We start from the raw sequence: 26228 nt of genomic DNA, 5'->3' as shown, positions 1-26228 counted from the left end.
CTTTGATGATCCAGTCGCCCAAATCGGCCCGATGGTCGCCTTCCAGCGTGGGGCTGACCACATGGCTGATATCCTCACCTCGATCCCCTCGACCGTACAGCGACCTCCATCGGCCGCCTGACCAGTGCGCCAGTTCAATCCCATTCTCTCTGGAAAGCTGCCGTGCTTCGATGACGACCGGCTTCTTGCGAAGCTGCGGCATGTTGCCAATGAAAAGGCCCACCGAAGCGAGCCTGGTAAGGTTGCGGAAATTGCGGCCTATTTGCCCTTCTTGACGGGGAAAGTTGCGTCTCCGTCTTGCCTTCGTGAAATCGCCTTGGGATTTGCGCTGACGGTGCCGTCGTTGCCCCCCCCATGCTGCGTAGGTGCAAACTGACCCTTTGCGTCGTCCTTGGGACCATTCCCAGCAGTTTTCTTGCTATCGGTCATGCTCTTTCCTCCTGTTGGAGAAGAACGAACCCGAAGATCTAAGCCGAGTTCCGTCTCGGCACCTAGATCGCGGGCACCCACTTCCAGAACACTCCCTCCTGACGATTCGGATAGTATTTGAACTCGCACTCGAACCGCCACCCGTACGCCTCAGCCGCCTTAAGAGCTGCTGCGCTTACGGGGTTCATACCTGTTCCTGGCGCGAACCAGTCCTCGAGAAGATCGTCCGGGACGTAAGCGCCGATCCGCAACGGCAGCTTCGTGAGAACGTCGTCCATATCCTGTGGGGGCATGCTGTCTCCAACAGCTCGCAAGAGGCCGATATCTGGAGAGACGCTTCGCGGCGTCGAGGTGCGCTCCGTCTGGTGGAGAAGTCTCCGGCAACAACCCTGCCACCGCCGGATCGCCTTCTAAATCCTGGCGACCTGTTACCCGATCAGCTTCGTCACCTTCCCGCGCGACAGACAGTAGGCGCAGATGCCGGCCTTCGTGCCGCCCGTCCGCTTGTTCTGCGGCGAGCGGCGCGCCGACTGGATGACCTCCACAATCATGCTGGTCTCGATGCCCTCATCCTTGAGGCATTGCCAGCAGGTGACCTGTTCGTCCGCGTCCAGGCCCAGCCGCTTGCCCGCGCGAGGCTTATCAGCCGGGCGGTCGCCGTCGACTGTGGAGAGATGGGCGCGGTCGCGGAAGTCTATCTTCACCGCCGCACAATGCCGCGATGCCGGCCCTTTCGAAAGCCTCGCTGTCCATCTTTCGCAGTTGGTCGAGGGTAAGATCGTCACCGGCCCTGTTGGTGAACCTGTCGATTGTCACCTCTCCTGGCCGCTCATGTAGAGCTGATGGCGATAGTCGGCGTCGAGGCGGTAGAGCGCCAGTGCAGCCCGCGCCACGCCGATCAGCGGCGGTTCCTCAGGCGCAACCGCAAGATCGCGCGGTCCGATCACTGCGAAAGGGATGCTTTCAAGCCTCTGTCCGCCCCGCGCCGTCGGCTGGAGAACGTCGGCGTCCTTATCGATGCCGGAATAGGTCTCTACCTCGTAGCGCCCCTCGACGAGCCGCAGCACGCGGTACCGCTTCTTGTTGGACCACTCGAACTCGTTGCGATCCAGCCCGCTCTCGTCGAGCACGTAGAAGTCGCGATCGGTGCTCCAGTTGATCAGCGCCTCGGCCGAATAGCCGGCGAGGAATGGCAGGTCGGACCCTTCGGAGGCAGCGTCAGCCAGGATCGAGTACCTGCCGGTCAGGAGCAGCTCGCCGGTGATGCGGCGGTGGAACGCCTCCAGCGCGAGCCCGTCCGACGTCGCGCGCTCCCAGATCCCGAGCATCGCGTCCGGCATTTCAATCTGCGCTTCGGTGCGGTGGATGACGCCGACCAAGCCGCGGATCGCGGGTGCGACGATCTCGGGAAACTGCGCCCGCTTCTGGTAGGCGCCGTACATGGCCCGACCGCTGTCCGCCTGGACCCGACATCCCGACGGCATCGGCTGAAAGTCCTCTCCCGCCTCCTTCACCGCCTTGGCGCCCCGAGCAGTCACGCGCATCTCGCGCCATTCGTCGGCTCGGTCCTGCCACTCCGGGTGCTTTGCGTCGACCGCCATCAGTATGCATCCGCTGTCGTCGTTGTCGTCGTGGTGCCCTTCTTGGCCTCACGCTTCATCGTCAGTCGTCCGAAAGCCCCGGAGGACGCGTCGACCTGGTCCTTCGTCGCCCCGTTGGGGAAGTTCGCGAGCTCGTCGAGGTAGGCCTCGTTCCAAGCTCCCCGAAGCAGCACGACGTTGCCCGCCTCGGCACCGCCTCGCGGAAGATGCGGGTCGTGTTCTCACGCTCCGCTTCGCTCTCTGCGGTCTCGGTCGAGTGCGGATCGTCGATGATGACGCGATCGCCGCGGCCGCCTGTCAGCGAGGCGAACGGCACGCCCTCTCGAAAGCCGGTCTTAGTGTTGGCGAACGACGCCTCACCGGCGCGCATCAGCTCGATCTCCGGCCATAGCGAGCGATTCCACTCCGACTGCACCAGATCGCGCATGCGGCGGCTATCGCGCTTGACGTACTTCTCCGCGTAGGAGGTCGTCAGGTAGCGAAGCGACGGCTGCCGCGTCCATTCCCATGCCGGCCACAGAACGCTCGCCAGGAGCGACTTCATGGTGCCTGGAGGCACGTTGATCAGGAGCCGATTGATCCGCCCATCGCTGACTGCCTCGAGATGCGAGCAGATGGCGGCAATGTGCCAGCCGTGCACGTACGGCTGTGTGGGCTCCAGAACGTGCCACGCCTCTCGGACAAAGCCACCCAGCGTCCGACACCGGTCACGGATGCGCTCAGCGTCGTGAGCAACCCGATCGCGCTCGAGCTTAGCCTTCCGCCTCGCCCTCTCCGCCCTGATCTCCGCCATTGATGGCAAGTGGACCGAGGATCGTCTCAAGTCGATCGAGCTCATCCTCGCTTAGCCTCGTCAGATCGACAGTTTGAATGGGGCCGCCGCCGGCGCCGGTATGCTCGTGCGACTGTGATGGCTTCCCGTATCCTCGATCGAGAGTGGCGTTGGCAGCTGCCACGCGGGCGCTGTCGCTCTCGCCCTTCTTTGCAACCTCCACCAGGACATTTAGCGCAGTGGCCGTATGCTCGCGGGCGAGTTCGGACAGACTCGCATTCATCTGTTTTGTGGCGCGACTACGCGCACCGGCCGGGCGTCCTGCCCCCGGACGCTTGCCGCCTCTCTTCGCTGCCATGGTTTTTGATTTTCAGTTGATTACGGATGGTCGTCGCTAGAGCCCTCGGTTGTGGTATGTCTCACGGCCTTGCTACTGGAGCCGACAGGCAATGAGCTGGGAGATCGAACTGCGCGAAGCCGTGAACCGTTTGTTCGATACGCTTGGTCCGGTCGTGGAGATGTACGGAGGGCTCGGTCCCGACGTGCTCGTCGACCTGATCTCTGACGATCTCGACCTGCCCCGCGAAACGATCGAGGCCGCAATCAGAACAGAGGCGGGAAGCAGAGACATCCCTCTCACGCCTCCTCATTCGCAGACTGTGCACTGATGACGAATGACTCCGAACGCCCCCTCCGCACGCTGATCCTCGACCTCACCATGAAGGTCATGGAGTTGCAGAAGCAGATCCAGCGGATGGAGGAGGCTGACGCGGCCCGATATGACTTGCTGTTTGAGCTCTGCGTGCCCGTGGAATTTAGAGACGAGATCGACTCCCTCGACGGCATCCCGTTCGACGTGGTCGAAGCGCCAGTCGATGTTGCCGGTCCATTGCGGGACTGGATGAAGAAGACCCGCTAGAACCGCTCTCCGTCGATCACCAGGATGCCGCGCGGGACGCATCGGCACTGGATTGGCTGCCCCGGCGGAGCCCCTGCTCCGCGCCCGTGGTCAATGTACCGGCCGAAGAATTGAGCTGAGCACCAATCGAACAGCGCTCCTTTAGCGTGGACTTGCGCTATGAAGAGCTGCTGCCTCCCAGTGTCAGGTTCGTCGACGTCTGGCTGGTAAGGAAAAAGGACGGAAAATGCTTGCGAGACTGACTGACCGTTACGGAGAAGCCGTATTCGTGAACCCTCGTTATATTTCCGGAATCGTGCAGGAGGCTGAGTGTGCAAAGGTCTGGCTGAATGTCGGCGGAGATTGCGTTGATGTCCTCGTCCAGGGAAATTCTGAATCCGTTGGGATGATCGTTAACGATGCGATTTACGAAGCCTCAAACCACGCGAAGTAAGATCGCAATCCAGGGATCCATCTCCTCATTCCATTCAGGCCGCAACACGATCACCGTAGAGCGCTGGTCAGCCCGGAGCACCATCTCGATCGAGAGATCCGGCGAGGTGCAGGGTCAGCATCATGTCCCGTTCCCCGGTTGTAGTGGCGCTAGATTTGGAGGCATTCTGCCCACGGACGGATCAATGGGATGGAGCTATGCCCGACGATCGCTACACCCTCTGCAAGCGCTCCAACGGCACCTGGAGCGTGGTCGACATCTTCACCGACTTTCCTGCGATCGTAGATGGTCGGGTGATGATCGGCATGGACATGGAGGAGGCTGACGACATGGTTGACCTGCTCAATATCCTGGATCGGAAGCGTCGGGCTGAGCAAGCTCCGTGATGGCCTTGACGAGCAGGGTGGCGCCGAGGCGCTAGAGGGGCATCCGCCTCGCCACATCGAGCAGAGTGGACTGCATTGAACGGGGAAAGAGCAGTGCAGAGGATCTTGGTGGTCTGGTTTGGCGTTTTGGCGATGGCCCCGGCCGGAGCAACAAACCTCCAGCATGACGAGGTGATCGAGCGATGGCACACCGGTCGATATGTCTGCAAAATGGGCCAACGTCCCGACGGAGGGGACGTGACGGAACAGGAAGTCGCGGTGGCGTGTCAGTCGCTCAACGAGATCGGGATGATCTTGGTTGAAGACGGCTACTGCTGGAGCCGAAGAGAGCAGGAGTGGTTTCCGGCAAGGAGTTATGCCGGCTTGTGCGACAAGTGACAAACCGCGATCGTGGAGAGCCGGACCTTGATACGGCGCATGGGCTGTCTCCGGCAAGTTAGGCGCAACTGCCTTGCAATCTTTTCCCTCCGCGCCATCTGCCCGCCCCCAATCGGAGGAAAGCAAATGCGTGCTAAAAGCCTTGGTATCGTTGCCACACTCGGATTCGCAACTCTCGCCATTTCAGGGTGCGTCGATGAAGGTCCTCGCTACGGGGGCGGCTACAGTTCCTCGGGCCCTGTCGTTATAGATCGCGACCTCAGCAGGCCTGATCCGCGCGCGGGTGATCGCAACTTCCGTGACCGAGGCCGCGATGATCGCCGAGACAACCGGGGCCGTCCTGATCGCCGCGAAGATTTTCGGCGTGACGGCCCCGATCGCGATCGAGCGCGTAGTCGCGACAACGATCGCGAGCGGGAGAGGATCGCTGCATTCTGCCGGGAGAACCCTCGGGCTCCTCAGTGTGATCGGGACCGCAGCCGAGACGGGCGCCGATCCTAATACAGGGGCTCTGAAGCCGGGCGTGGATGGGGGGAGCCTTCGATCTCCCCCGTCTGCCCATATCGGGATGCGATCCCCGATCACGCTCGCGAAGTCCGGCTTCGGGCAGACAGCCGTCGTATTTCGTGTCACCCCGTCTTGTGCTCGGCCATCTGCCGGCGGCGCTCATTGGAAGATCGAAAGGACGGCGCGGAAAACCTATCGCACACGCGATCAGGCGAAGGCGGACGTGTTCGACTACATCGAGCGCTTCTATAATCCGACGCGCAGACACTCGACCTTGGGACATCTCAGCCCAATGGATTTCGAGAAACGGCCGCAGTTAGCCTAACCTCGTGTCCATAAGACCGGCAGCAGGCCAGTCCGATCTCCGCTTGTCGGTTTTCCCGACCGTTGTTCGATCAGGAGGTTTGTCGGGCAAAAGCGACGGGCTTTCTGCCGGCGCTTGGAGAGTTTTTCGGGCGGGCGGAATTTGACCTCACCAGACGGTCCCGTCCTCTCGTGCCGAAAATTAACCGCGACCCCGGAAGGGGTATGCATTGCCAGGGCCGCCGTCCCACTTACCGGCAGGGGACAGCTGCGTCGCTCATTCTCGGGTTGTGGCTCATCAAGGTCGCCTTCGCCATTCGATTAACATCGGATCGATGCATTTTCGGCGGGCGCTGACAGCTGGCCAGTGATCCACTCACAGCCTCGCCTTCTGCCGACGAGGCGAATGGAAAGGTGATGACGGTCTGCGCGTCGATTCCGACAAGGCGTCCTCCCGCTGCACCATCCTCATGCTACTGCCCCCGCGCCATCAGCGAGTACGCGAGCACGATTCAGAAAGAACGACCTCACGGTGCCCTCTCGGACCGCGCACGCCATCCTCCAATCAATCGGCGCGAACAAGTCGCTGCTCGCCGTCGTGTCGTCGAACGCCTTGCCCACGAGACCGAGAAAGTTTGGTCCATTCGGGTTGATGCTATCGACCTGCCTGAGGCTGCTTCTCATCAAGTCGTCAAAAACCGACAGGAAGCTTTCGTCGTCTGACCAGCCCAGGCCGATGGAGGAAACAGTCTCCCTCGCGCCCGCGCCCGCGTAAGAGCCAACCTTGACAATATCGAGGCCCGATGTGTCAGGAGTTATGTGGTTACAGGTTATACGGCGCAAATCGTTCCGTTCATCGACCCGATTGGTTCCGTTCATTCCGGCAGAAGTGTTCTGTTCATTCTGTCGTTTATTTCTGACAATCGCGTTGCGGGCGTGAGCCTTCGCGGTCGGAATCTCGGTAGGGACACAGAGGTGTATCCGTCGCATCCTTCCGCCTGCACGATGGTCGTCAGCCTGACGGAATTTCGTCTGCCGGACGATGTGGCCATAGTTGTCGAGCGCCAGCATTGCCTTCCCGACGTTCCTCTTGCTCGTGCCGATCTCGTCGGCGATCTGCTGGTCGGTGCGCCAAGTGTATCCGAAATGTCGATTGATATTGCTGGCGAGACCAGAGGCCACCTGATGGGCCACTTTCGGAAGCCGAGGGTTCGCATTCACCGCGGCCCGGAAAGCCTCCAGGCCGCGATGATAGTCCGCAGGTTTATCGACAACGAGGTCGATCAGCTCTCGATCGACCCGCCTCATAAGCGCCTCGAACGAAGCGATGCAGCCTCTCGGGCGGCGATCCACGCATCCTGTGAATGGCGCGCGATCTGCTGCCAGAGGCAATGCACCAGCGGGTGCGGTGCCTCCTTCTGCGCGGCAAGCCATTTCGCGGCTGCATCGATTGCGGCGATAGACCGGTAGTCGATGCCTGTTGATCCGCCAACGGTAAGGGCGCTCATGCCGCCCGCTCTTGATCGCGGGCCGCGATCCGAGATTCTACGAACGCTTCAAGCTCGGATGCTACGAATCCTTTGCGGCCGGGCGAGATGGTGATCAGCTTCGGGAAGCTCGAATCCTTCCCTAGCTGCCAGATCGTGGTGCGCGACACGCCCAGCATTTTGGCCGCGTCTTTTATACTCTTGATTTCCATTTGTTCGTCTCCGCTTCATCTGATGCGGCGACGTTCGTAAATGTAGAGTTATTCGGCAACCGCAAAGTGGACAAACCACCTTGATGTTCTGTCGGTTTTTTTCCGACAGGTTGCTTCTGGATAAGCTTTAGACGGTCGGATCCGTGGAGCAAAATAAATTATCCACAGGGGCCTTCCGGGGCTCTTTCAGGCTCGAGAATGGATTGAGACGACCTTCTCGCCCTTCCGAGCGTCGAGATAGCTCGCCCATGCGTCCATGAGCTTGCGCCGTCGCTCGATTGCCGCCCCTCGCCGGTAGGCCCGTTCGACAGCATCACCGACAGCGTGAGCAAGGGCCTCCTCGGCTATCTCTCGAGCGAATGAGGTCTCGTTGCCCGCGAAGTCCCTGAAGCTCGACCGAAAACCGTGCGGCGTGACGTCGATCTTCATCCTGCGAAGCACCATCATCATCGCCATGTTCGACAACGGCTTCTCCGGCTTTGCCCCCGCGAACATGAAGACACCGGCTCCATCACCCCGCAACGCAGACAGGATGTCGACCGCGGGCGCCGTCAGGGGCACAACGTGTTGCTTCCCGGCCTTCATGCGCTTCGCCGGGATCGTCCAGAGGCGAGCGTCCATGTCGATCTCTGACCATTCCGCGCCGAGCACTTCCCCTGATCGGCAAGCCGTCAGGATCGCGATCTCAAGCGCCCTCGCCCCGGTGCCTGCTTGTTCGCGCAGCCGGTTAAGAAATGCCGGCACCTCGACGTAGGGCATCGCCGCGTGATGCCCGCGAGCGAGCTTCACAGGCTTGGCGAGGAGGTGATCGAGGTTGCCTTTCCAGTGGTCAGGATTCTCGCCCTCGCGCATACCTCGCGCCTTTGGCATCCGCCGCGCGTAGCCCCTGTTGGGCCCATACAAGCCGATCCGTGATCTTGTCGAGGCGTCGCTGTTCCGCCTCCGCCAAGGCAGCAGAGACTTCGCGGCGGAGAACCTCGAACGTTTCCGGATTTAAAGAAGTTAAGTGGCGATTGATACCCGCAGCAAGTTTTATGCGGACACGATCAAGGTTAAGTGCCATCAGTCTGTCGTAACCGATTAAGGGATGCAGTGTGGCTAGACTGGATTCACCCTCGATGCTTTCCAATTTGCCATCTCATAGGTTTGCACGCAGCTCTAGAAACATTTGCGATGCCGGAGCGACTGATACTAGCCTTGCGTGGCAATAAGGCGTGTCGTGTTAACCTGGGTGTTACAAGCTGCTGTGGCGTCAGTTATTCATACTCCAGTCTCCGCAACCAGCGGCACGACGATGGCCTTTTTGCCGCTAACGTTGGTGTCCAGATGCTCCGCCCATAGGACTAAGGCGCGACGCTTGGCGACGAGGTACGTTGAACGGTTATAGGTGCCGGCGACGCCGCTCCGGTGACCGGTGATGTGGTTCAAGACGGCTTCGATATGATGCGGATCGACGTTCAGATCTTCGGCCATCCGGGTCGCCATCGTCCGTCGGGCATCGTGAGGCGTCCAGTCTGGCCCTTCCTTCAACTGGAGCTTGTCGCGGACGGCATGGGCGACAGCATTGCTGGTGATGGCGGTTTTGATCTTGCAGAAAAGCGGTGATGCCGGGTCATCCGCTTTCGCCCCCATCGTCGCGATTGCCGCCTTGACGATAGCGAGAGCAGCCGGGGACAGCGGCACGGCGTGCTCGCGCCCGTTCTTTGTTCTAGCGCCGGGCGACGTCCACAGAGCCGCCGTCAGGTCCACCTCGCCCCTCTGCATTCCAGCGACCTCGCCAGCCCTTTGCCCCGTGAGGAACAACAGGCGGACGATCTGGCGCATCGGCGCCGATAATGACGCTAGATCGATTTGCTTCCACACATATCGAACCTCGGCATTCGACAGCACCCGCTCCCGCGAACGTGCTTTTGCACGCTGCTGTACTCCGGCGACCGGAGAAGCAGTCAGATAATCCTCGGCAACTGCCCAGTTGAAAAACTTGGACACGATAGCGAGCACCTGCCGCGACGCGATCGGCTTCCCCTCGTCAATCTTACGGTCGATAGCGTCGAGTATGTCGCGTCGGCCGATGCTGCTGATCTTCCGCTTCGCTCCGATGATCGCCACCACGTCTTTGGCAAGGACGCGCTCGTCGGTCTGCCACGACCGTTTGTTGGGCTTCGCGTATTTCTCGACGTAGAGATCCGACAGCTCTTCGAGCGTCATTTCCGCCCGCACAGCACGCTTACGCGTTGTGGGGTCCGCACCCTCAGAAATTTTTGCCAACTCGCCGAGCGCCCGCTTGCGGGCAGCGTGAAGGTCAATCGCGGGATAACTGCCAAGCGTCAGGCGCCGCTTGATACCGTCGGTCTCGCCGGTCCAGACAATCGACCATGAACGCGCGCCGGTCGGCGTCACCCGGAGCGTCAATCCCCGGATGGTTTCGTCCCAATATTCCGTGCGTTTCTCGGCTTTGACAGTGTCGACAAACCGCGTCGTCAGGTTGAGCTTTGGCATCGCGCGAGACTCCATCATCAGCCGCCTGGGTTCCGGGGTTCCTCTGGGGTTCCAGAAAGCCCGAACTTGCCCAGACGGCGCTGGACAGCGTCATACACGCGAAGCCCCTAACCGCAAGGCAATTACACCAAAACAGCGTCAGATGATGTCCGCGAATGTTCGTTCGAGGATAATTCGTAATGATGGGGTCGCAGGTTCGAGTCCTGCAAGCGGCACCACTTTCCACACATCCTGATCTTCAAGCGGAGCGCGTGGCCAAAGCCGGCTAGAGAAGCGCTTGAGGGAGGAGCGGACTACAGCCGCTTCTCCGTCGAAGACATCTCCGGGATCGTGCCCGGCAGCGCTGCCCGGCTGCGACGCCAGCGCGTTGCCTTACTCTCTTCGGCGCCGAACAACTCCTCCGAGAACGGCTCCGGAGTCCACAAGGCGCGGCGCAGGGCGTCGGCTTCCTGGCGCTCGGCCGCGGACCGATCCCAGCTGGACCTCTGGTTGCCCGATATTTCGGCGATCGGCTCCGCCGGGTAGAGCCGGGCGAATTCGCGGTTCGCGTCTGCCCAGTGTTCGTGTTCGCGCCCCGTGGGGCGCCCTTCCCGTTCCCAGATTTCGTAGGCAAGCGTGCGGATAATTTCCGCCTCGTCGCTCCTGCGCATCGCCGCTCCTCCCATATGACCTGACATCAAAGATAGGGCAGACTTATCGACTCAAAGATGGACGCTTCACGAGGAAATACGCAGCCGGCAACTGACTGGTCGAACCGGCGTCCAGGCGCCGGCTCAAGCAACAACGTCCGGCTTTCCGATGTTGCCGCCACACCAACAATGCAGCCTGCGTTATCCTCTGCCACAATGAAGCCGAGTGCAATGCAAAAGACCAGCGGCGACGCCATCGGCGGGCCCCTTGAAGCGGACCCTTTCGAGGGGAGGCACCGCGGTCACCCGGCGTCGGCGGCCTTGCGGAGCGAGGCCAGAAGCTCGGGGATCGCGTCGAGCCGATCCACCAGCGCGGTGGCGCCAAGCGATTCCGGCGCCCGGCTGGTGTAGCCGCCACGGACGGCGATGACTCGCATGCCAGCCGCACATGCGGCATCGACGTCGTTCTCGCTGTCGCCGACGAAGACGACGTCGTCCACCGGCATTGCCAGACGCTCGCAGGCCAGCAGCAGCAGGCCGGGCTCCGGCTTCTTGGCCGGCCCGGCGTCGCCGCCGACGACCACGTCCAGGAGGTCCAGAAGCCCGAAATGCGCCAGGATCTCCCGCGTCGCGACTTCCGGCTTGTTGGTGACGACGCCGAGGCGGATGCCGCGCTCGCGAAGGATGCGCGTCGCCTCGCTGGCGCCGGCCGTCAGGGTGGTCAGCTCGGTCGCCCGCGGCTCGTAGATTGCCAGGAAGCGTTCGACTGCCTTGTCGCGGCTGGCGGGGTCGATGTCCTTGCCGAGCCCCGCATAGGCGCGCTCGATCAGCACCGGCACGCCGCGTCCGACCATGCCGGTCACCGCCTCCAGCGTGAAGGGTGGCTCGCCGTAGCTGGCCAGCGTCTCGTTGAGCGCGGCGTGAATATCGGGCGCGGAGTCGATGAGCGTGCCGTCGAGATCGAACAGAACGGCTTTCGGCCAGCTCATGCTGCGTCCTTCCACTTGATGGAGCAGCCGATCGAGGCGACCTGCTCGCGCGGCCCCTCGCCGGTTTCGGCGATCAGGCGCATGGCGTTGAAGAGGTCGCGTTTGGTGCCTTCAGGGGCCGCCTCCTTGCGGGAGGCGTCGATGCGGCCGCGATATTGCAGGCCGAGATCGGCATTGAAGCCGAAGAAATCCGGCGTGCAGACGGCGCCATAGGCGCGCGCGACGCTCTGGTCCTCGTCGTAGAGATAGGGGAAGTCGAAGCCGTGGGCGTCGGCGAAGGCGCGCATATTGTCGAAGGAATCCTGCGGATAGTTGGTCGCGTCGTTGGAGGAGATCGCGACGGTGCCGATGCCGAGGTCTTTCAGCTCCGCCGCATCACGGACCAGCCGGTCGATCACCGCCTTCACATAGGGGCAGTGATTGCAGATGAAGACTACCAGCAGCCCCTTCGGGCCCTTGTGGTCGAAGATCCGGTGAGTGTTTCCGTCGACACCGGGGAGCGCGGCGTCGACGGCCTTCCAGCCGAAATCGCAGATCGGAGGATGCGCCGCCATGGGCAGTTCCTTTCGCTTGGTGCCAGAGCTTCTATGAAGGGCGCGTGGCGCCGAAATCGAGCCGAAAACGCGCGTTCATGCTTCCTTCCGGATCAGCTCGACCGCAAGCCCGGCGAGAACCGGCACGTTGCGGCCATAGATCGCGGCCTTCTCGGGATTGGAGGCGTTGCCGTCGAGGGAGCGTTTGTAGACGCCCTGCAGGATGGCGGCGAGCCGGAAGAACGAGAAGGCGAGGTAGAACGGCCAGTGGTCGATCTCGCCCAGGCCGCGCCTCTCCCGATAACGCCGGACGTAATCGGCCTCGGACGGAATCCCCAGTGCCGCGCGATCGACATTGCCGAGCCCTTTGAATGCGCCGAGATTGGGCAGGCGCCACTGCATGCACTGATAGGCGAGATCGGCGAGCGGGTGGCCGAGCGTCGACAGCTCCCAGTCGAGGATCGCGCGGATTTGCGGGCGAGCCTTCTCGAAGATGATGTTGTCGAGGCGATAGTCGCCGTGGACGAGGCTCGCCGCGCCGTCGTCCGGCGGCAGGTTATCGGCGAGCCAGGCGGCCAGCGTCTCCATGTCGTCGATCTGGTCGACCTTCGAATGGCGGTACTGCTCCGACCAGCGCATCAGCTGACGTTCGAAGTAGTTGCCGGGCCGACCGAAATCCTCGAGCCCCAGCGCCTGCGTATCGAGATCGTGCAGTGCCGCCAGCGCGGTGTTCATGGCGTCGTAGATCGCCGCGCGCTCGGCCGGATCGTCGATCTCGGGCAGCGCCGGATCCCAGAAGATGCGGCCGTCGCAATAGTCCATGACGAAAAACATCCGCCCGAACGGCGAGTCCCTGTCGCTTGCCAGATGCAGTGCCACCGGAACGGGCACGGCGGTGCCGGCCAGGGCCTGCATCACCTTGAACTCGCGATCGACCCGATGGGCGGATTTCAGCAGCGTGCCGGGGGGCTTCGTGCGCAGCACATAGGTACCGCTCGCAGCGTCGATCCGGTAGGTCGGGTTGGACTGCCCCGCCTGGAACTTGACCAGTCGCCGAAGCCCTTCGAACCCGTCGACATGCGCCTCGAGATAGCGCCCGAGCGCCGTCTCATCGATCCGCTGGTCGGCAATCCCGCGGCTCATTCCGCCGGCGGTTCGAGCACGGCGACGGTGATCCACTGCGCCGAAAGCGCCGGCTTGACCCCACCCTCGATCTCCACCGCCGCGTCCCAGCTGGTCTGCAGCGTCACCGCCCTTTCGGTAAGGCCGATCATCCTGAAGCGGCCCCGCACCCGCGTGCCGACGCGGACCGGGTTGAGGAAGCGGACTTTGTCGAAACCGTAATTGACGCCCATCTTCGTCCCGATGACGCCCGGCAGGGCATCGTAGGCGAGCGTCGACAGCAGCGACAGGGTCAGGAAGCCGTGCGCGATCGTGCCGCCATAAGGGCTTTCGGCCTTGGCGCGGGCAGGATCGACATGGATGAACTGGTAATCATGCGTGGCCGCCGCGAAGCGGTCGATCATCTCCTGGTCGACGGTGAGCCAGTCGGAGAGGAATTCGCCAGTATCGAGATGCGCCCGATAGGCCTCGATCGGGATCAGGCGTTCGCGGAGCATCGCCTCCGTTTCCGCCACGGATGCCAGGGCCATCAGGCCTCCTCGAAGAGTTCGTGTCCGGTTTCCACCGCGATGCCGCCGTCGATCGGCAGGATCGCCCCGGCGATATATGCCCCGCCCCGGCCGCAAAGGAACAGCGCGGCGCCGGCAATGTCGTCGGGCGAGCCGATCCGCCCCAGCGGCACGCCGCGCCCGACGACTGCCGCTTGCTCGTCGGTGCCGGTGGCGAAGGCGGTCATCTTCGACTGGAAGGGACCGGGCGCAAAGGCATTGACGGTGACGTGGCGGCCGGCAAGCTCCTTGGCGAGACAGCGCGTCAGATGATGCACGGCGGCCTTGGATGCCGCGTAGGAATAGACGTTTTGGCTGAGCGGCGCGGTGCCCATGACCGAGCCGAGATTGACGACACGGGCGGGGTCCTCGCGGCTGGACGAGGCCTCGAGCAGCGGCAGCAGCCGCTGCGTCACGGTGAACAGGCCGGCGACGTTGACGTCCATCACCTTCTGCCAGGCGGCGTGCGGAAACGTCTCGAGCGGCGCGCCCCAGGAGACGCCAGCATTGTTGAACAGGATCTGCAGCCGGTCGGTGCGGGCCTCGACTTCTGCGGCGAGCGCCGCGATCCCGGCCTCGCCCGAGACGTCGCCGGCAAATCCTTCGACCGTTCCCGGATGGCCCTCGGCGTTGATCGCCGCAGCGGCAGCTTCGCAGGCCTCGGCCTTGCGGGAAGCGATCAGCACGCGCGCCCCGGCGCCGGCCAAAGCGGTGGCGATCATCCGGCCGATGCCGGTCGCGCCGCCGGTGACGAGGGCGGTCTTGCCCTCCAGCGAGAACAGGCGTTGCAGGATCGGCATCTCCATGGGCTCTTCCTTGCGTATGGCGTCAGGTGGCAGGCGAGCGCATTCCGGCGCCATCGTTGCCAGAGCCGGAAAGCACGCTCCCTTCATCGGCAGTTGACATCATACCCGCTGGTATGTCCAGACTTGGCCATGGACGCCGACGACCGCCCTTCCGGGGAAGGCAACCCGCCCGCGAAAGCCGGCGGCCGGTCTCGGTCGACGCGCGACTTTACGGTCGCCCGCGCCCATGCCGAGGCGGACGAGACGCTGGCGGCGATCCTGGCGGCGGCGGCGGCTTCCTTCCGCGAGCATGGCTTTGCCGCCGCGTCGATCGACGACATGGCGCGCCGGCTCGGCGCGACGAAGGGGCTCGTCTATCACTACTACCGCTCGAAGAACGAGCTCTTCCTCGACGTCTGCCAGCAGGGCATGGCGATCGACTTCGCGGCCGTGGAGGGACCGGCCTCGTCGCGCGATCGGGCGGTGACGCGGCTGCGGGTGATGGCCGAGGCGCATCTGACCACGATGCTGCAGCATATCGATTTCCAGCACGCGATCCTCCAGGCCGTCGCCCGCCATCTGGGCGGCCCGGCAACGGGCTCGGAGGGCGAGCGGCTGGCCGAGGTGATCGCGGCGCGCGACCGTTACGAGATGCTGTTTCGGCGGACCCTTGCCGAGGCGGTCGCCGAGGAAGATCTGGCCGGGGGGACGAACGCATCGCTCACCGGCAAGGCGTTCCTGTCGGTGCTGAACGCCCCGGTCTTCTGGTACCGCGAGCAACCGAACGAGACGGAAGCGGACCGAAGCGCCCTCGTGCGCGAGCTGGCGCTGTTCGCGTTGCGCGGCGCCGGGGCGGGCGAGGCCATCATCGAGGAGGAGTTCGGCTCATGACCATCATGGCACTCGGCATGACCGACCGGCTGAAACCACTCCACGCCGCCGTGCGGGACATGGTCCGCGACGAGATCGCGCCGGCCAGCGAGGAATTCCTCGCCGAGGTACCGAAGGAAGGTCGCTGGGTCTACACGGCCCGCCAGACGGAAATCCTGGAAGGCCTGAAGACGCGGGCGAAGGCCAAGCGCCTGTGGAATTTCTGGCTGACGGATTCGGCCCGCGGCTACGGCCTGACCACGGTCGAATACGCCTATCTCGCCGAAGAGATGGGCAAGGCGCATCTGGGCGCCGAGACCTTCAACTGCTCGGCGCCGGATACCGGCAACATGGAGGTGCTGGAGCGCTACTGCACGCCGGAACAGCAGGCGCCCTGGCTGCCGCGTTTGCTCGAGGGCGAGATCCGCTCGGCCTATCTGATGACCGAGCCGGACGTCGCCTCGTCCGACGCCAGCAACATCGCCATGGCCTGCGTCGCCGATGGCGACGACTACGTCATCGACGGCGAGAAATGGTGGTCGTCCGGCGCCGGCGATCCGCGCTGCGCGATCTACATCGTCATGGTGCGTACCGCCGGCGACGAGGCGCCGAAGCACCAGCGCCACTCGATGATCCTCGTGCCGGCCGACACGCCGGGCGTCGAGGTGCTGCGGGCGATGACCGTCTTCGGCGACGACGACGCGCCGCACGGCCACATGCATATCCGCTTTTCCGGCGTTCGGGTGCCGAAGGCGAACCTCATCCTCGGCGAAGGCCGCGGCTTCGAGATCGCGCAGGGGCGGCTCGGGCCCGGCCGCATCCACCATTGCATGCGGGCGATCGGCCAGGCCGAGGCGGCGCTGGAGATGATGTGCCAGCGGGCGCTGCGGCGCGAGGCGTTCGGCCGGCAGCTGGCAGATCTCGGGGCCAACCACGACGTCATCGCCGACTGCCGGATGGAGATCGAGATGGTGCGTCTGCTCTGCCTCAAGGCGGCATGGATGATGGACCAGGGCGACCGGCGCGCCGCCGCGCCGTGGATCAGCCAGATCAAGGTCGCCGCGCCGCGGATGGCGCTGAAGGTCGCCGACGAGGCGATCCAGATGCACGGCGCCGAAGGCATCAGCCAGGACCAGCCCCTCGCCCGCCTCTGGACGCATCTGCGGACGCTGCGGCTGGTGGACGGGCCGGACGCCGTGCATCGCCGGCAGGTGGCGCGGTGGGAGTTGGCGAAGCACGCGGCGGCGACGGGCTGAAGCGTTCAATGCGGGCGCAGAGACCCAACGAACGCCGGCGCGGCGTTCAGTCCTGCGCGGATGGCCGAACGACGATACTGCCGATTTCGACGTCATCGGGCTGCTCTATAGCGAAGCCGATGGCGCGTGCGATCGAATCCGGCGCAATCGCGATCGCATGCCGGCGTTCTTGGATCGTTGCCCTCAAGTCCGGATCGGTGATGGCGGTATCCGCGAAATCCGTGTCGATGAACCCGGGCGACACCTCCGTTACCCGAAGATGGGCCCCCGACTCCTGGCGAAGGGCTTCGGTGGCCGTTCGCAAGGCGTTCTTGGTCGCGGCGTAGACACCCATGGTGGGAACGATCTTGATGCCCGCCGTCGAGATGACGTTCACGACATGGCCGGTCTGCTGAGCCGCAAAGACGGGTAGCGCTGCCGCAAGACCGTAGAGCGCACCCTTCAAGTTCACGTCGATCATGGCGTCCCACTCCTCGACGCGAAGAGCATCAAAGCGGGAGATAGGACCGATCCCGGCGTTGTTGACGATCACATCCAGACGGCCGTATTGCGCGCAAGCCAAATCCACCAGCGCCTGAAGGTCTGCCCGTCTGGTGACGTCCGTTGCCCTGAAGACGGCCTCTCCACCGGCTTCGTCGATCGTCTTGGCAACGGCGGCGATTTCCGCCTCGCTTCGCGCCGCCAGCACGAGGCGCGCCCCGCGAGCAGCCAGATGGAGGGCAGTTGCGCGACCAATCCCGCGCCCTGCACCGGTGATGGCGATAACCTTATTCCTGATGGTCATGCGGACTCTCTGTTGTCGATACCGAGAGAAAGCTATGGGGGCGGATCCGGATGATCTATGCTTAGAAGGCCATGTTTATGTAGAGATCCGCCAGAACCATGCCTGACCCGTTTTCCGAGGTTCTTTCGCAGCTCGGGTCGCGCAGCGTCCGTGGCACCGGTCTCGAAGCCTCCGGGGAGTGGGCGCTCTCCTTCGACGGCCGGGGGAGATTGAAATTCGTCGCCCTTACACGCGGTCGGTGCTGGCTCATTCTTCCGAATTGCGCGCCGCACACGATGCAGGAGGGCGACGTCTTCCTCCTGAGCAATACCCGCTACACCGTTGCCAGCGATCCGGGTGTCGATCCGATCGACGGCATGGCGCTCTACAGTCTTCCGGGCCGGGACATCGTCCGTCTCGGCGATGGATGCGAAACCATCATGGTGGGTGGCGGCAGTGCGTTTGCCGATGGCTGCGCCTCGTTCGTTCTCGATGCGCTGCCGTCCTTCATGCGCATAGATCGGGCATCGCCAAGCGCCGAGGGCATCGCCCGAACGCTCCAATCCTTGCAAGCAGAAGTCCGCCACGGTGGCGTCGGCAGCACGGTGATTGCCGAACGGCTCGCGGAAATCCTCCTCGTCGAAGCCGTGCGTGCCCATGTCGCCGGCGGACCGGCAGACAGCGTCGGCTGGATCACGGCTTTGGCGGACCCCAGGATCGGCAAGGCCATCACCATGATGCACGGCGATGTCTCTCGCCGGTGGACGGTGCCGCTCCTGGCGCAGGAAGCCGGCATGTCCCGCTCGGCGTTCACCCAGCGCTTCTTGGAGCGGGTCGGGCGCCCGCCGATGGACTATCTGATGCAGTGGCGGATGACGGTGGCGCAGCGGAAGCTCTCCACCGGCCAAGCCGTGGCCCAAATTGCCGCAGATGTCGGCTATAGTTCTCAGAGCGCCTTCGCTCACGCCTTCAAACGCGTCATGGGGCAGACACCCCGTTTCGGCAGATGACGCGCGGTCTCGGCCTGGGTTGCGGCCCGTCCGAGCAGGACGGGTATTTCCCCTCTTACCGTCCCCGGCTAGTCTGCCTGTTCGACCGGCGGAAGGACGCGAGCCGATGGTTTCCATGACTGTGGAACTGCGCAGCGTGGAAACGACCGAAGCAGCTTTGGGGTGGGCCGGCGGTCATACGATCGTCGTCGATCGACCCGAGGGCAAAGCCGGTGGCCGAGGACTGGGATTCAACGGCGCGCAACTTCTCGGCTTCGCCATCGGCGGGTGCTTCTGCAACGATCTGCGATACGTGGCCCATGACGCCGGGCTGGAGCTGGGATCGATCGCCATCACCGTCACCGTCGAACTGGACGGTGACCCGTTGCTGATGACGGGCGCGACGATGACCGTCGCATGCGAAATGCTCGACGGCTCGGATGCTCAGGACCTGATCGCAAGGACCACCAAAACCACGATGGTCACGAACTCGATCCGCAACGGCGTTCCGGTGACCATCCTGAATGCCGGAGCCAGCGCCGCCGGCGCCGCCTGAAACGGACCTGCCACTGCTGTTTCAGGGAGAACGCCGGCCATGGGCGGCACCAACGGGTTCTGCCCGCGAAGCACCGGCCGTTCCGGGTTTCACCCAGTGCGGCCGCGAGCGCCGGCCAATGGCCTGTGCGTCCCAATGCGCGCTCGCCGATGGCATCGTTCGCATGGGCGGAGTATGCCAAGCGCTTCCCTGCCATCGCATCGGCTGAACGCCCTGTTCCATCCGACGACGATACACCGACAACGAAAGCCGCATCATGAAAGCCATCGTCTGCGAGGCCTACGGGCCGATCGAGACCCTTGCCTATCGCGATATGCCGGATCCCGTCGCGGGGCCGGGTGAGGTGGTGGTCGAGGCCGAGGCGATCGGGGTGAACTATCCGGACGGGCTGCTGGTGCAGGGGCTCTACCAGGCGCGGCCGGAACTGCCTTTCGTGCCGGGGATGGAGGTCGCGGGACGGGTGATCGCGATCGGCACCGACGTGACGCGGCTGGCGGTCGGCGATCGGGTGGTCGCGGCGCTGCAGTTCGGCGCCTATGCCGAGAAGGTGGCGGTGGCCGAAGCGGCGGCGACGAAGCTGCCCGAGGGCTTCGATGCCGGCGTCGCCTGCGCCCTCGTCTGCGCCTACGGCACCGCCTATCACGCGCTGAAGCAGCGGGCGGCGCTGCAGCCGGACGAGACGCTGCTGGTGCTGGGGGCAGCGGGCGCCACCGGCCTTGCGGCGGTGCAGATCGGCCAGGCGATGGGCGCCCGGGTGATCGCCGTCGCCTCGTCGGAGGACAAGCGCTCGCTGGCGGTCGGCGAAGGCGCCGACGTCGCCATCGGCTACGACGACCTGCGGGAAGACCTGAAGCGGCTGACCGACGGCAAGGGCGTCGACGTTGCGTTCGATCCGGTCGGCGGCGAGGCTTTCGACGCCGTGGCGCGGTCGATGGCGTGGAACGGCCGCCTGCTGGTCGTCGGCTTTGCCTCGGGCACGATCCCGCAGCTGCCGGTGAACCTCGCTCTGGTGAAGGGCTTCAGCGCCGTCGGCGTGTTCTGGGGCGCCTTCATCCAGAAGGAGCCGGAGCAGGCCGCCGCCAACATGGCGGAACTGATCGCCTGGACCGCGGAGGAACGGCTGCAGCCGGTGATCACCGAGCGCGGACGGCTTGGCGACGCAGCCGAAATCCTGGCCCGCATCCACGCCCGCCAGACGACCGGCAAGCTGATCCTCGTACCGTAGCCGGGGGATCGGCCGGGCGCCGATCGCCGGCGCATTCGAACCTCGGCCGCTCCAACGCGTTGCGGAACAGACCTCATTCATCCGGAGACACGCCATGGCCCCCCTGCCCGACACGATGCACGCGCTCGTCCTCAAGCATGACGGCTATTCGGGCACGTCCGACGGCCCGACGATCACCGACCTCAAGGACTGGGTGTCGCTGGAGACGGTGCCGGTGCCGCAACCCGGCCCGCGGCAGGTCCTGATCCGGATCGGCCTTGCCAACGTCAATCCGTCGGACCTGCACTACATCAAGGGCGAATACGGCCAGCCGCGCCGCCAGGGGACGCCAGCGGGCTTCGAGGGCATGGGCGAGGTGGTCGCCGCCGGCGATGACGAGGCGTCGCGGAAGCTGATCGGCCAGCGCGTCGCGGTCGCCGCCGGGCGCACCGGCACCGGCGTCTGGGCCGAGTACGCGCTCGCCGATGCCGGCGCCGTCGTGCCGCTGGCGCCGGGCCTGCGCGACGAGGATGCCGCCGCGCTGATCGTCAATCCGATGACCGCCTGGGCGATGGTCGACCTCGTCAGGCATTACGGGTCGTCGGCGTTCGTCATGACCGCCGGCGCCAGCCAGCTCGGCAAGCTGATGGCCTCGCTGGCTCGGGATCGCGAGATGCACGCCATCGCCGTCGTGCGGCGCGAGGAGCATCGCGCGATGCTCGAGGAACTCGGTGCCGGGACGGTGCTGAATTCCGCCCGCGAGGATTTCGACGAACTGCTGGTCCAGGCGATGAAGGAGACGAAGCCGCGCGTATTGCTCGACGCCGTCGCCGACCAGAATGCAGCCACGATCTTCACCGCCATGCCGGCCGGCGCGCGCTGGGTGATCTACGGCAAGCTCTCGCCGGAGGCGCCGAAGCTGCCGGGGCTCGGCCAGATGGTGTTCATGAAAAAGGTCATCGAAGGCTTCTGGCTGGCCGAATGGATGGCGCGGGCAACGCAAGAGCAGCGGGTCGAAGGATTCACCGAGGTCCAGAAGCGCTTCCTGTCCGGCGCTTGGCGCACCGACGTGGCCGAGACGATTCCGCTGGCCGAGGCACCGGATAGGCTGGCCGCGGCACTGGACGGGATGAACCGCGGCAAGGTGTTCCTGCGTCCCTGACCGCCGGCCAGGCAGCCTTCTGCGACACCTCGTTCTCCCGCAGCGCGGCAAAAACGACCGCTCCGCGGTTCATATGAGGCACCTCGCTTCTATATGGCAGGGGAACTGAGCGTAGCGAGCAGACAGGAGACGACATGTGCGGCATTTGCGGTGAGGTCCGGTTCGACGGAAAATCAGCGTCGCCCGAACGGATCTCGCAGATGGCCGCATGCCTGGAGCGGCGTGGGCCGGACGGTGCCGGCCAGGTAGTGCGCGGCCGGGTCGGCCTCGGCCATCGCCGGCTGAAGATCATCGACCTGACGGACAAGGCCGAGCAGCCGATGGTCGATCCCGAGCTCGGCCTGACCATCGCCTTCAACGGCTGCATCTACAACTATCCGGAGCTGCGGCAGGAACTCAGCGGCCTCGGCTACCGGTTCTTCTCGCACGGGGACACCGAGGTGATCCTGAAGGCATATCACGCCTGGGGCCGGGATTGCGTCAAGCGCTTCCACGGCATGTTCGCCTTCGCGATCCACGAGCGCGACAGCGGCCGGGTGCTGCTGGCGCGCGACCGGTTCGGGATCAAGCCGCTCTACCTCTCGCAGGACGAGAAGCGGCTCTATATCGGCTCCTCGCTGCAGGCGATCCTGCGGACCGGCGACGTCGACACCTCGATCGACCGCGAGGCGCTGCACCACTACATGACCTTCCATGCCGTGGTCCCGCCGCCGCTGACCATCGTCAGGGGCGTACGCAAGCTGCCGCCGGCGACGACGCGGCTGATCGAGGCGGACGGCAGCTTCACCGACGAGGTCTACTGGGAAGCGGCGTTCGGCGCCCGCCCGGGCGACGAGAAGCTTTCCTCCAACGACTGGCGCGACCTCGTGCTGGAATCGCTGAAGACCGCCGTCGCCCGCCGCATGGTCGCCGACGTGCCGGTGGGCGTTCTGCTGTCGGGCGGGGTCGATTCCTCGCTGATCGTCGGGCTCCTTGCGGAAGCCGGGCAGGCCAACCTCAACACCTTCTCGATCGGCTTCGAGGACGCCAATGGCGAGGTCGGCAACGAGTTCGAGTTCTCCGACCTGATCGCACGCCATTACGGCACCGAGCACCATCGCATCTTCATTCCCGGTTCGGAGCTGATGGAGCATCTGCCTGGGACCATCCAGGCGATGTCCGAGCCGATGGTCTCCTATGACAATGTCGGCTTCTACCTGCTGTCGCGCGAGGTCTCCAAGCACATCAAGGTGGTGCAGTCGGGCCAGGGCGCCGACGAGGTGTTCGGCGGCTATCACTGGTATCCGCCGATGGTGGGCTCGAACGATCCGCTGGCGGCCTATTCCGGCGCGTTCTTCGACCGCTCCGACGCGACGCTCCGTCAGCAGATCTCGCCGGAGTGGCATGCGGACGGCGACGTCAGCCGCGACTTCGTCGCGCGTCATTTCGCCCAGCCCGGCGCTGAGAACCCGGTCGACAAGGCGCTCCGGGTCGACGCCCACGTGATGCTCGTCGACGACCCGGTGAAGCGCGTCGACAACATGACCATGGCCTGGGGTCTCGAAGCCCGGGTGCCCTTCCTCGACCACGAGCTGGTCGAACTGGCGGCGCGCGTGCCGGCATCGGAAAAGCTGAAGCAGGACGGCAAGGGCGTGCTCAAGGAAGCCGCCCGGCTGGTGATCCCGCACGAAGTCATCGACCGCAAGAAGGGCTATTTCCCGGTGCCGCAGCTGAAATACATCTCCGGCCCGTATCTCGACATGGTCCGTGATACGCTCGGCTCGGAGGCGGCGCGCTCGCGCGGCCTGTTCCGTCAGGACTATCTGGACACGCTGTTCGCGGCACCTTCCGACCACATCACGCCGCTCCGCGGCTCCGAGCTCTGGCAGGTCTCGCTGCTGGAGATGTGGCTCCAGCAGCAGGGACTGTAGCGCCCGATGGCGGACAACCGGCCGAAGAATCCCTCCCAGCACCGCCTCGTGCGCATGCGGACGCAGGCGCTGAAGGCGCCGATCAACCAGCAGCATGCCGACGCCGGAAGGCCGGAGCAGAATGCCTATCTCGACTGCGGCTGGGGCCGGCTAGTCTTCGCCCAGACCTTCGACGACCCGAAGGAACTCGTCAGCAGCCTGCGCGAGGAAGGCAACGACCGACGCGACATCGCTTTCTACGTCCGCGATCCGCACGTATTGCTGAGCCATGCGCCGCAGGAGCTGTTTCTCGACCCGTCGCACACCTACCGGCTCGACCTGTCGACCTACCGCGCCAGTTCGCGCCGGCCGCGGGGCTATTTCATCCGCCGCCTGTCCTCCGAACTCGACGCGACCGAGGTCAACCGCATCTACCAGAGCCGTCACATGGTGCAGGTGCACCCCGCCTTCTTCTGGACGAACCGCGACAACCGGGCCCTCACCTATTTCGTCGCCGAGGACGAGACCACCGGCGCGATCATCGGGACGGTGACCGGCGTCCACAGCCGCCGCGCCTTTTCCGATCCCGAGAACGGCTCGTCGCTCTGGTGCCTCGCCGTCGACCCGCAGGCGACGCATCCCGGCATCGGCGAGAGCCTGGTGCGGCGTCTCGCCGAGCATTTCCAGGCGCGCAGCTGCGCGTTCATGGACCTCTCGGTCATGCACGACAACGAGATGGCGATCGCCCTCTACGAAAAGCTCGGCTTCTACCGCGTCCCCTATTTCGCGGTGAAGCGGAAGAACGAGATCAACGAGAAGCTCTTCACCGGCTCCGGCGCCGACTATGACGGGCTCAACCCCTACGCCCGGATCATCGTCGACGAAGCGCGGCGCCGCGGCATCCACGCCGAGGTCACGGACGCAGCAGGCGGCTTCTTCCGCCTGACCCAGGGCGGCCGGTCGATCCATTGCCGCGAGAGCCTCACCGACCTCACCTCGGGCGTCGCCATGTCGATCTGCGACGACAAGGCGGTGACGCGGCGGGTGGTCGAGGCGGCCGGCGTCGCCGTACCCGAGCAGATCGACGCCGACGTCGACGACGCGGCGATCGAGGCGTTCATCGAGAAGCACGGGCAGATCGTGGTGAAGCCGGCACGCGGCGAGCAGGGCCGCGGAATCGCGGTCGGCATCGACAACCTGGCCGATGCGAAGGTGGCGATCGCGGCGGCCCGGCAGCAGTCGGACCGGGTGCTGCTCGAAGCCTGCTTCGAGGGCAGCGACCTGCGCCTGATCGTCATCGACTATCGCCTGGTCGCCGCCGCCCTGCGGCAGCCGCCGGCGGTCACCGGCGACGGCCGGACCAGCCTGCGCGAACTGATCGAGCGGCTGTCGCGCCGGCGCGCCGCGGCGACGGGCGGCGAGAGCCGGGTGCCGCTGGACGCCGAGACCGAGCGCTGCGTGAAGAACGCAGGGTTCGGCCTCGACGACATCCCCCCGGAAGGCGAGCGCATCACCGTGCGCAAGACCGCCAATCTTCATACCGGCGGGACGATCCACGACGTAACCGGCGATGTGCACCCGACGCTGGTGGAGGCAGCAGTGGCCGCCGCGCGGGCGATCGAGATCCCCGTCACCGGCATCGACTTCATGGTGAAGGCGCCGACCCGGCCGGAATACGTCTTCATCGAAGCCAACGAACGGCCGGGCCTCGCCAATCACGAGCCGCAACCAACCGCCGAGCGCTTCATCGACCTCTTGTTTCCCCTGTCGATTCCGTTTTCAGTGCGCGCCGCCAGGAATCAACGGCGGAAGCCGAGGAAGGACGAGTAGTGCCAAGGCTCGCCATCGATGCCCAGTACCTGACGGACCAGCTCAAGGCGCTCCTGAACATACCCAGCCCGACGGGCTATACCGATACGGTCGTCCGCCATGTCGCCAAGGAGCTCGAACGGCTCGGCCTGACCGTCGAGCTGACCCGCCGCGGTGCGATTTCGGCGCTTCGCCAGGGCTCGCGGCGCGCCTCGGCGCGTGCCATCGTCAGCCATCTCGACACGCTCGGCGCGCAGGTGAAGCGGCTGAAGGAGAACGGCCGGCTGGAACTCGTGCCGATCGGCCACTGGTCGGCACGCTTCGCCGAGGGCGCGCGGGTCACCGTGTTTTCGGAGGCCGGCACCTATCGCGGCACGATCCTGCCGCTCAAGGCCTCCGGCCACACCTACAACGACGAGATCGACAGCCTGCCGGTGGGCTGGGACTACATCGAGCTTCGGGTCGACGCGCTGGCGCGCGACCGCACCGAGCTCGACCGGCTCGGCATCGAGATCGGCGACACGGTGGCGGTCGATCCGCAGCCGGAATTCATGGACAACGGCTTCATCGTCTCGCGCCATCTCGACAACAAGGCCGGCGTCGCCGTCATGCTGGCGGCGATCGAGTCGATGGAGCGGACGGCGGCGGCCACGCCCGTCGACATCCACTGGCTGTTCACCATCGCCGAGGAGGTCGGCGTCGGTGCCGCCTCGATCCTGACGCCCGACGTCGCCTCGATGATCGCCGTCGACAACGGCACCTCGGCCCCGGGGCAGAACTCGTCGGAGTTCGGCGTCACCATCGCCATGGCGGATCAGTCCGGGCCGTTCGACTACCATTTGACCAAGAAGCTGGTGCGGCTCTGCCAGGACGAGGACATCCGCTACCAGAAGGACATCTTCCGCTACTACCGCTCCGATTCCGCCTCGGCGATCGAGGCCGGCCACGACGTGCGCACCGCGCTGATCACCTTCGGCGTGGACGCCTCGCACGGCTACGAGCGCATCCATACCCATGCGCTGCGCTCGCTGGCGGAGCTGATCACCGCCTACGCCACCTCCCCCGTCGAGATCGAGCGCGACCGCAACATCCATGCCGGCATCAAGGGCTTCACGCGGCAGCCGGCGGTGGAGGCGGCGCAGGCGCGCGCCGAGGATCTGGACCCGGCGGAGTAGGCCTCGACAGCCCGGCGGCCGCC

At 64.8% G+C, this 26228-nt stretch carries 31 protein-coding genes and 1 pseudogene; 14 read left to right on the top strand and 18 right to left on the bottom strand.

Annotated features, from left to right (window positions below; all coding sequences use genetic code 11):
* The 5 genes from GGR03_RS11120 to GGR03_RS11100 all read right to left on the bottom strand — a co-directional run.
* A partial coding sequence (locus GGR03_RS11120; RefSeq protein ID WP_183207912.1) for a hypothetical protein occupies positions 1 to 223 on the bottom strand: 223 nt, incomplete at its 3' end.
* A gap of 268 nt (positions 224 to 491) precedes the next feature.
* On the bottom strand, positions 492 to 722 hold the full coding sequence (locus GGR03_RS11115) for a hypothetical protein (RefSeq protein ID WP_183207910.1): 231 nt from the start codon (positions 720 to 722) through the stop codon (positions 492 to 494).
* Between the two features lie 135 nt (positions 723 to 857).
* Positions 858 to 1133: a hypothetical protein gene (locus GGR03_RS11110; protein ID WP_183207907.1), complete on the bottom strand. Its 276-nt coding sequence runs from the start codon at positions 1131 to 1133 to the stop codon at positions 858 to 860.
* Between the two features lie 108 nt (positions 1134 to 1241).
* Positions 1242 to 2030, bottom strand: coding sequence for a hypothetical protein (locus GGR03_RS11105; protein WP_183207905.1), 789 nt, complete (start codon positions 2028 to 2030; stop codon positions 1242 to 1244).
* Between the two features lie 61 nt (positions 2031 to 2091).
* Entirely contained in the window at positions 2092 to 2868 is a 777-nt protein-coding gene (locus tag GGR03_RS11100) for a hypothetical protein (protein WP_183207904.1), read from the bottom strand.
* 383 nt (positions 2869 to 3251) lie between these two features.
* Between GGR03_RS11100 and GGR03_RS11095 the strand changes: the two genes are divergently transcribed.
* The 5 genes and pseudogenes from GGR03_RS11095 to GGR03_RS11075 all read left to right on the top strand — a co-directional run.
* A complete protein-coding gene (locus tag GGR03_RS11095) occupies positions 3252 to 3470 on the top strand; it encodes a hypothetical protein (protein ID WP_183207902.1) in 219 nt (72 codons plus the stop codon).
* Positions 3470 to 3721 carry a hypothetical protein gene (locus tag GGR03_RS11090; RefSeq protein WP_183207900.1) on the top strand — a complete coding sequence of 84 codons (252 nt, stop codon included), beginning with the start codon at positions 3470 to 3472 and terminating at the stop codon, positions 3719 to 3721. The genes GGR03_RS11095 and GGR03_RS11090 overlap by 1 nt, the downstream gene beginning before the upstream one ends.
* Positions 3722 to 4351: 630 nt before the next feature.
* Complete coding sequence (locus tag GGR03_RS11085) at positions 4352 to 4540, top strand: hypothetical protein (RefSeq protein WP_183207899.1); 189 nt, start codon at positions 4352 to 4354, stop codon at positions 4538 to 4540.
* 93 nt (positions 4541 to 4633) lie between these two features.
* The gene (locus tag GGR03_RS11080) at positions 4634 to 4918 is read left to right on the top strand and encodes a hypothetical protein (protein ID WP_183207898.1); all 285 of its coding nucleotides are present in this window, start codon (positions 4634 to 4636) and stop codon (positions 4916 to 4918) included.
* 673 nt (positions 4919 to 5591) lie between these two features.
* Positions 5592 to 5750: pseudogene (locus GGR03_RS11075) on the top strand (IS3 family transposase); the annotation flags it as partial.
* Between the two features lie 446 nt (positions 5751 to 6196).
* On the opposite strand, the gene GGR03_RS11070 reads toward GGR03_RS11075, so the two are convergent.
* The 12 genes from GGR03_RS11070 to GGR03_RS11015 all read right to left on the bottom strand — a co-directional run bounded on the left by GGR03_RS11070 (position 6197) and on the right by GGR03_RS11015 (position 14547).
* On the bottom strand, positions 6197 to 7036 hold the full coding sequence (locus GGR03_RS11070) for a hypothetical protein (protein WP_183207897.1): 840 nt from the start codon (positions 7034 to 7036) through the stop codon (positions 6197 to 6199).
* A complete protein-coding gene (locus GGR03_RS11065) occupies positions 7033 to 7236 on the bottom strand; it encodes a hypothetical protein (RefSeq protein ID WP_183207896.1) in 204 nt (67 codons plus the stop codon). The genes GGR03_RS11070 and GGR03_RS11065 overlap by 4 nt, the downstream gene beginning before the upstream one ends.
* Positions 7233 to 7427 (bottom strand): helix-turn-helix transcriptional regulator, encoded by a 195-nt coding sequence (locus GGR03_RS11060; protein ID WP_183207895.1) that lies wholly within the window; start codon positions 7425 to 7427, stop codon positions 7233 to 7235. The genes GGR03_RS11065 and GGR03_RS11060 overlap by 4 nt, the downstream gene beginning before the upstream one ends.
* A 186-nt stretch (positions 7428 to 7613) precedes the next feature.
* The gene (locus GGR03_RS11055; protein ID WP_246367814.1) at positions 7614 to 8279 is read right to left on the bottom strand and encodes a tyrosine-type recombinase/integrase; all 666 of its coding nucleotides are present in this window, start codon (positions 8277 to 8279) and stop codon (positions 7614 to 7616) included.
* Between the two features lie 408 nt (positions 8280 to 8687).
* Entirely contained in the window at positions 8688 to 9926 is a 1239-nt protein-coding gene (locus GGR03_RS11050; protein WP_183207892.1) for a tyrosine-type recombinase/integrase, read from the bottom strand.
* A gap of 293 nt (positions 9927 to 10219) precedes the next feature.
* Positions 10220 to 10576: a DUF2934 domain-containing protein gene (locus GGR03_RS11045; RefSeq protein ID WP_183207890.1), complete on the bottom strand. Its 357-nt coding sequence runs from the start codon at positions 10574 to 10576 to the stop codon at positions 10220 to 10222.
* A gap of 26 nt (positions 10577 to 10602) precedes the next feature.
* Complete coding sequence (locus tag GGR03_RS11040) at positions 10603 to 10812, bottom strand: hypothetical protein (protein ID WP_183207887.1); 210 nt, start codon at positions 10810 to 10812, stop codon at positions 10603 to 10605.
* A 45-nt stretch (positions 10813 to 10857) separates the two neighbouring features.
* Positions 10858 to 11544 (bottom strand): phosphoglycolate phosphatase, encoded by a 687-nt coding sequence (gene gph, locus GGR03_RS11035; protein WP_183207886.1) that lies wholly within the window; start codon positions 11542 to 11544, stop codon positions 10858 to 10860.
* The gene (locus tag GGR03_RS11030) at positions 11541 to 12098 is read right to left on the bottom strand and encodes a thioredoxin family protein (RefSeq protein WP_183207884.1); all 558 of its coding nucleotides are present in this window, start codon (positions 12096 to 12098) and stop codon (positions 11541 to 11543) included. The genes gph and GGR03_RS11030 overlap by 4 nt, the downstream gene beginning before the upstream one ends.
* A gap of 75 nt (positions 12099 to 12173) precedes the next feature.
* Positions 12174 to 13220, bottom strand: coding sequence for a phosphotransferase family protein (locus tag GGR03_RS11025; RefSeq protein WP_183207882.1), 1047 nt, complete (start codon positions 13218 to 13220; stop codon positions 12174 to 12176).
* Positions 13217 to 13696, bottom strand: a complete 480-nt coding sequence (locus GGR03_RS11020) for a MaoC family dehydratase (RefSeq protein WP_425486711.1) — start codon at positions 13694 to 13696, stop codon at positions 13217 to 13219. The genes GGR03_RS11025 and GGR03_RS11020 overlap by 4 nt, the downstream gene beginning before the upstream one ends.
* Before the next feature lie 32 nt (positions 13697 to 13728).
* Entirely contained in the window at positions 13729 to 14547 is an 819-nt protein-coding gene (locus GGR03_RS11015) for an SDR family oxidoreductase (RefSeq protein WP_183208035.1), read from the bottom strand.
* A 135-nt stretch (positions 14548 to 14682) separates the two neighbouring features.
* Here GGR03_RS11015 and GGR03_RS11010 point away from each other — a divergent pair, with 135 nt between their 5' ends.
* Both GGR03_RS11010 and GGR03_RS11005 read left to right on the top strand, forming a co-directional pair.
* Positions 14683 to 15423, top strand: a complete 741-nt coding sequence (locus GGR03_RS11010; RefSeq protein WP_183207878.1) for a TetR/AcrR family transcriptional regulator — start codon at positions 14683 to 14685, stop codon at positions 15421 to 15423.
* Positions 15420 to 16658: an acyl-CoA dehydrogenase family protein gene (locus tag GGR03_RS11005; RefSeq protein ID WP_183207877.1), complete on the top strand. Its 1239-nt coding sequence runs from the start codon at positions 15420 to 15422 to the stop codon at positions 16656 to 16658. Before GGR03_RS11010 ends, GGR03_RS11005 begins: the two co-directional genes overlap by 4 nt.
* A gap of 46 nt (positions 16659 to 16704) precedes the next feature.
* Here GGR03_RS11005 and GGR03_RS11000 read toward each other — a convergent pair whose 3' ends face one another.
* Positions 16705 to 17442, bottom strand: a complete 738-nt coding sequence (locus GGR03_RS11000; RefSeq protein WP_183207875.1) for an SDR family oxidoreductase — start codon at positions 17440 to 17442, stop codon at positions 16705 to 16707.
* Positions 17443 to 17540: 98 nt separating this feature from the next.
* On the opposite strand from GGR03_RS11000, the gene GGR03_RS10995 reads away from it, so the two are divergent.
* The 7 genes from GGR03_RS10995 to GGR03_RS10965 all read left to right on the top strand — a co-directional run bounded on the left by GGR03_RS10995 (position 17541) and on the right by GGR03_RS10965 (position 26205).
* Positions 17541 to 18431 carry an AraC family transcriptional regulator gene (locus GGR03_RS10995; protein WP_183207873.1) on the top strand — a complete coding sequence of 297 codons (891 nt, stop codon included), beginning with the start codon at positions 17541 to 17543 and terminating at the stop codon, positions 18429 to 18431.
* Between the two features lie 106 nt (positions 18432 to 18537).
* A complete protein-coding gene (locus tag GGR03_RS10990; protein ID WP_183207871.1) occupies positions 18538 to 18966 on the top strand; it encodes an OsmC family protein in 429 nt (142 codons plus the stop codon).
* A gap of 256 nt (positions 18967 to 19222) precedes the next feature.
* Positions 19223 to 20191 carry an NADPH:quinone oxidoreductase family protein gene (locus tag GGR03_RS10985; protein ID WP_183207869.1) on the top strand — a complete coding sequence of 323 codons (969 nt, stop codon included), beginning with the start codon at positions 19223 to 19225 and terminating at the stop codon, positions 20189 to 20191.
* A 94-nt stretch (positions 20192 to 20285) separates the two neighbouring features.
* Complete coding sequence (locus GGR03_RS10980) at positions 20286 to 21332, top strand: alcohol dehydrogenase catalytic domain-containing protein (protein ID WP_183207867.1); 1047 nt, start codon at positions 20286 to 20288, stop codon at positions 21330 to 21332.
* Positions 21333 to 21466: 134 nt separating this feature from the next.
* A complete protein-coding gene (locus GGR03_RS10975; RefSeq protein ID WP_183207865.1) occupies positions 21467 to 23242 on the top strand; it encodes an N-acetylglutaminylglutamine amidotransferase in 1776 nt (591 codons plus the stop codon).
* Positions 23243 to 23248: 6 nt separating this feature from the next.
* On the top strand, positions 23249 to 25051 hold the full coding sequence (gene ngg / locus GGR03_RS10970; RefSeq protein ID WP_183207864.1) for an N-acetylglutaminylglutamine synthetase: 1803 nt from the start codon (positions 23249 to 23251) through the stop codon (positions 25049 to 25051).
* Positions 25051 to 26205: an osmoprotectant NAGGN system M42 family peptidase gene (locus GGR03_RS10965; RefSeq protein ID WP_183207863.1), complete on the top strand. Its 1155-nt coding sequence runs from the start codon at positions 25051 to 25053 to the stop codon at positions 26203 to 26205. The genes ngg and GGR03_RS10965 overlap by 1 nt, the downstream gene beginning before the upstream one ends.
* The last annotated feature ends 23 nt before the right edge of the window (positions 26206 to 26228 follow it).

Origin of the sequence: Aurantimonas endophytica (genome assembly GCF_014196845.1) — a bacterium.
Classification (GTDB): Bacteria; Pseudomonadota; Alphaproteobacteria; order Rhizobiales; family Rhizobiaceae; genus Aurantimonas; species Aurantimonas endophytica.
The sequence above is the reverse complement of the archived record's forward strand: the minus strand, read 5'-3'. Positions and strand labels throughout refer to the sequence as shown.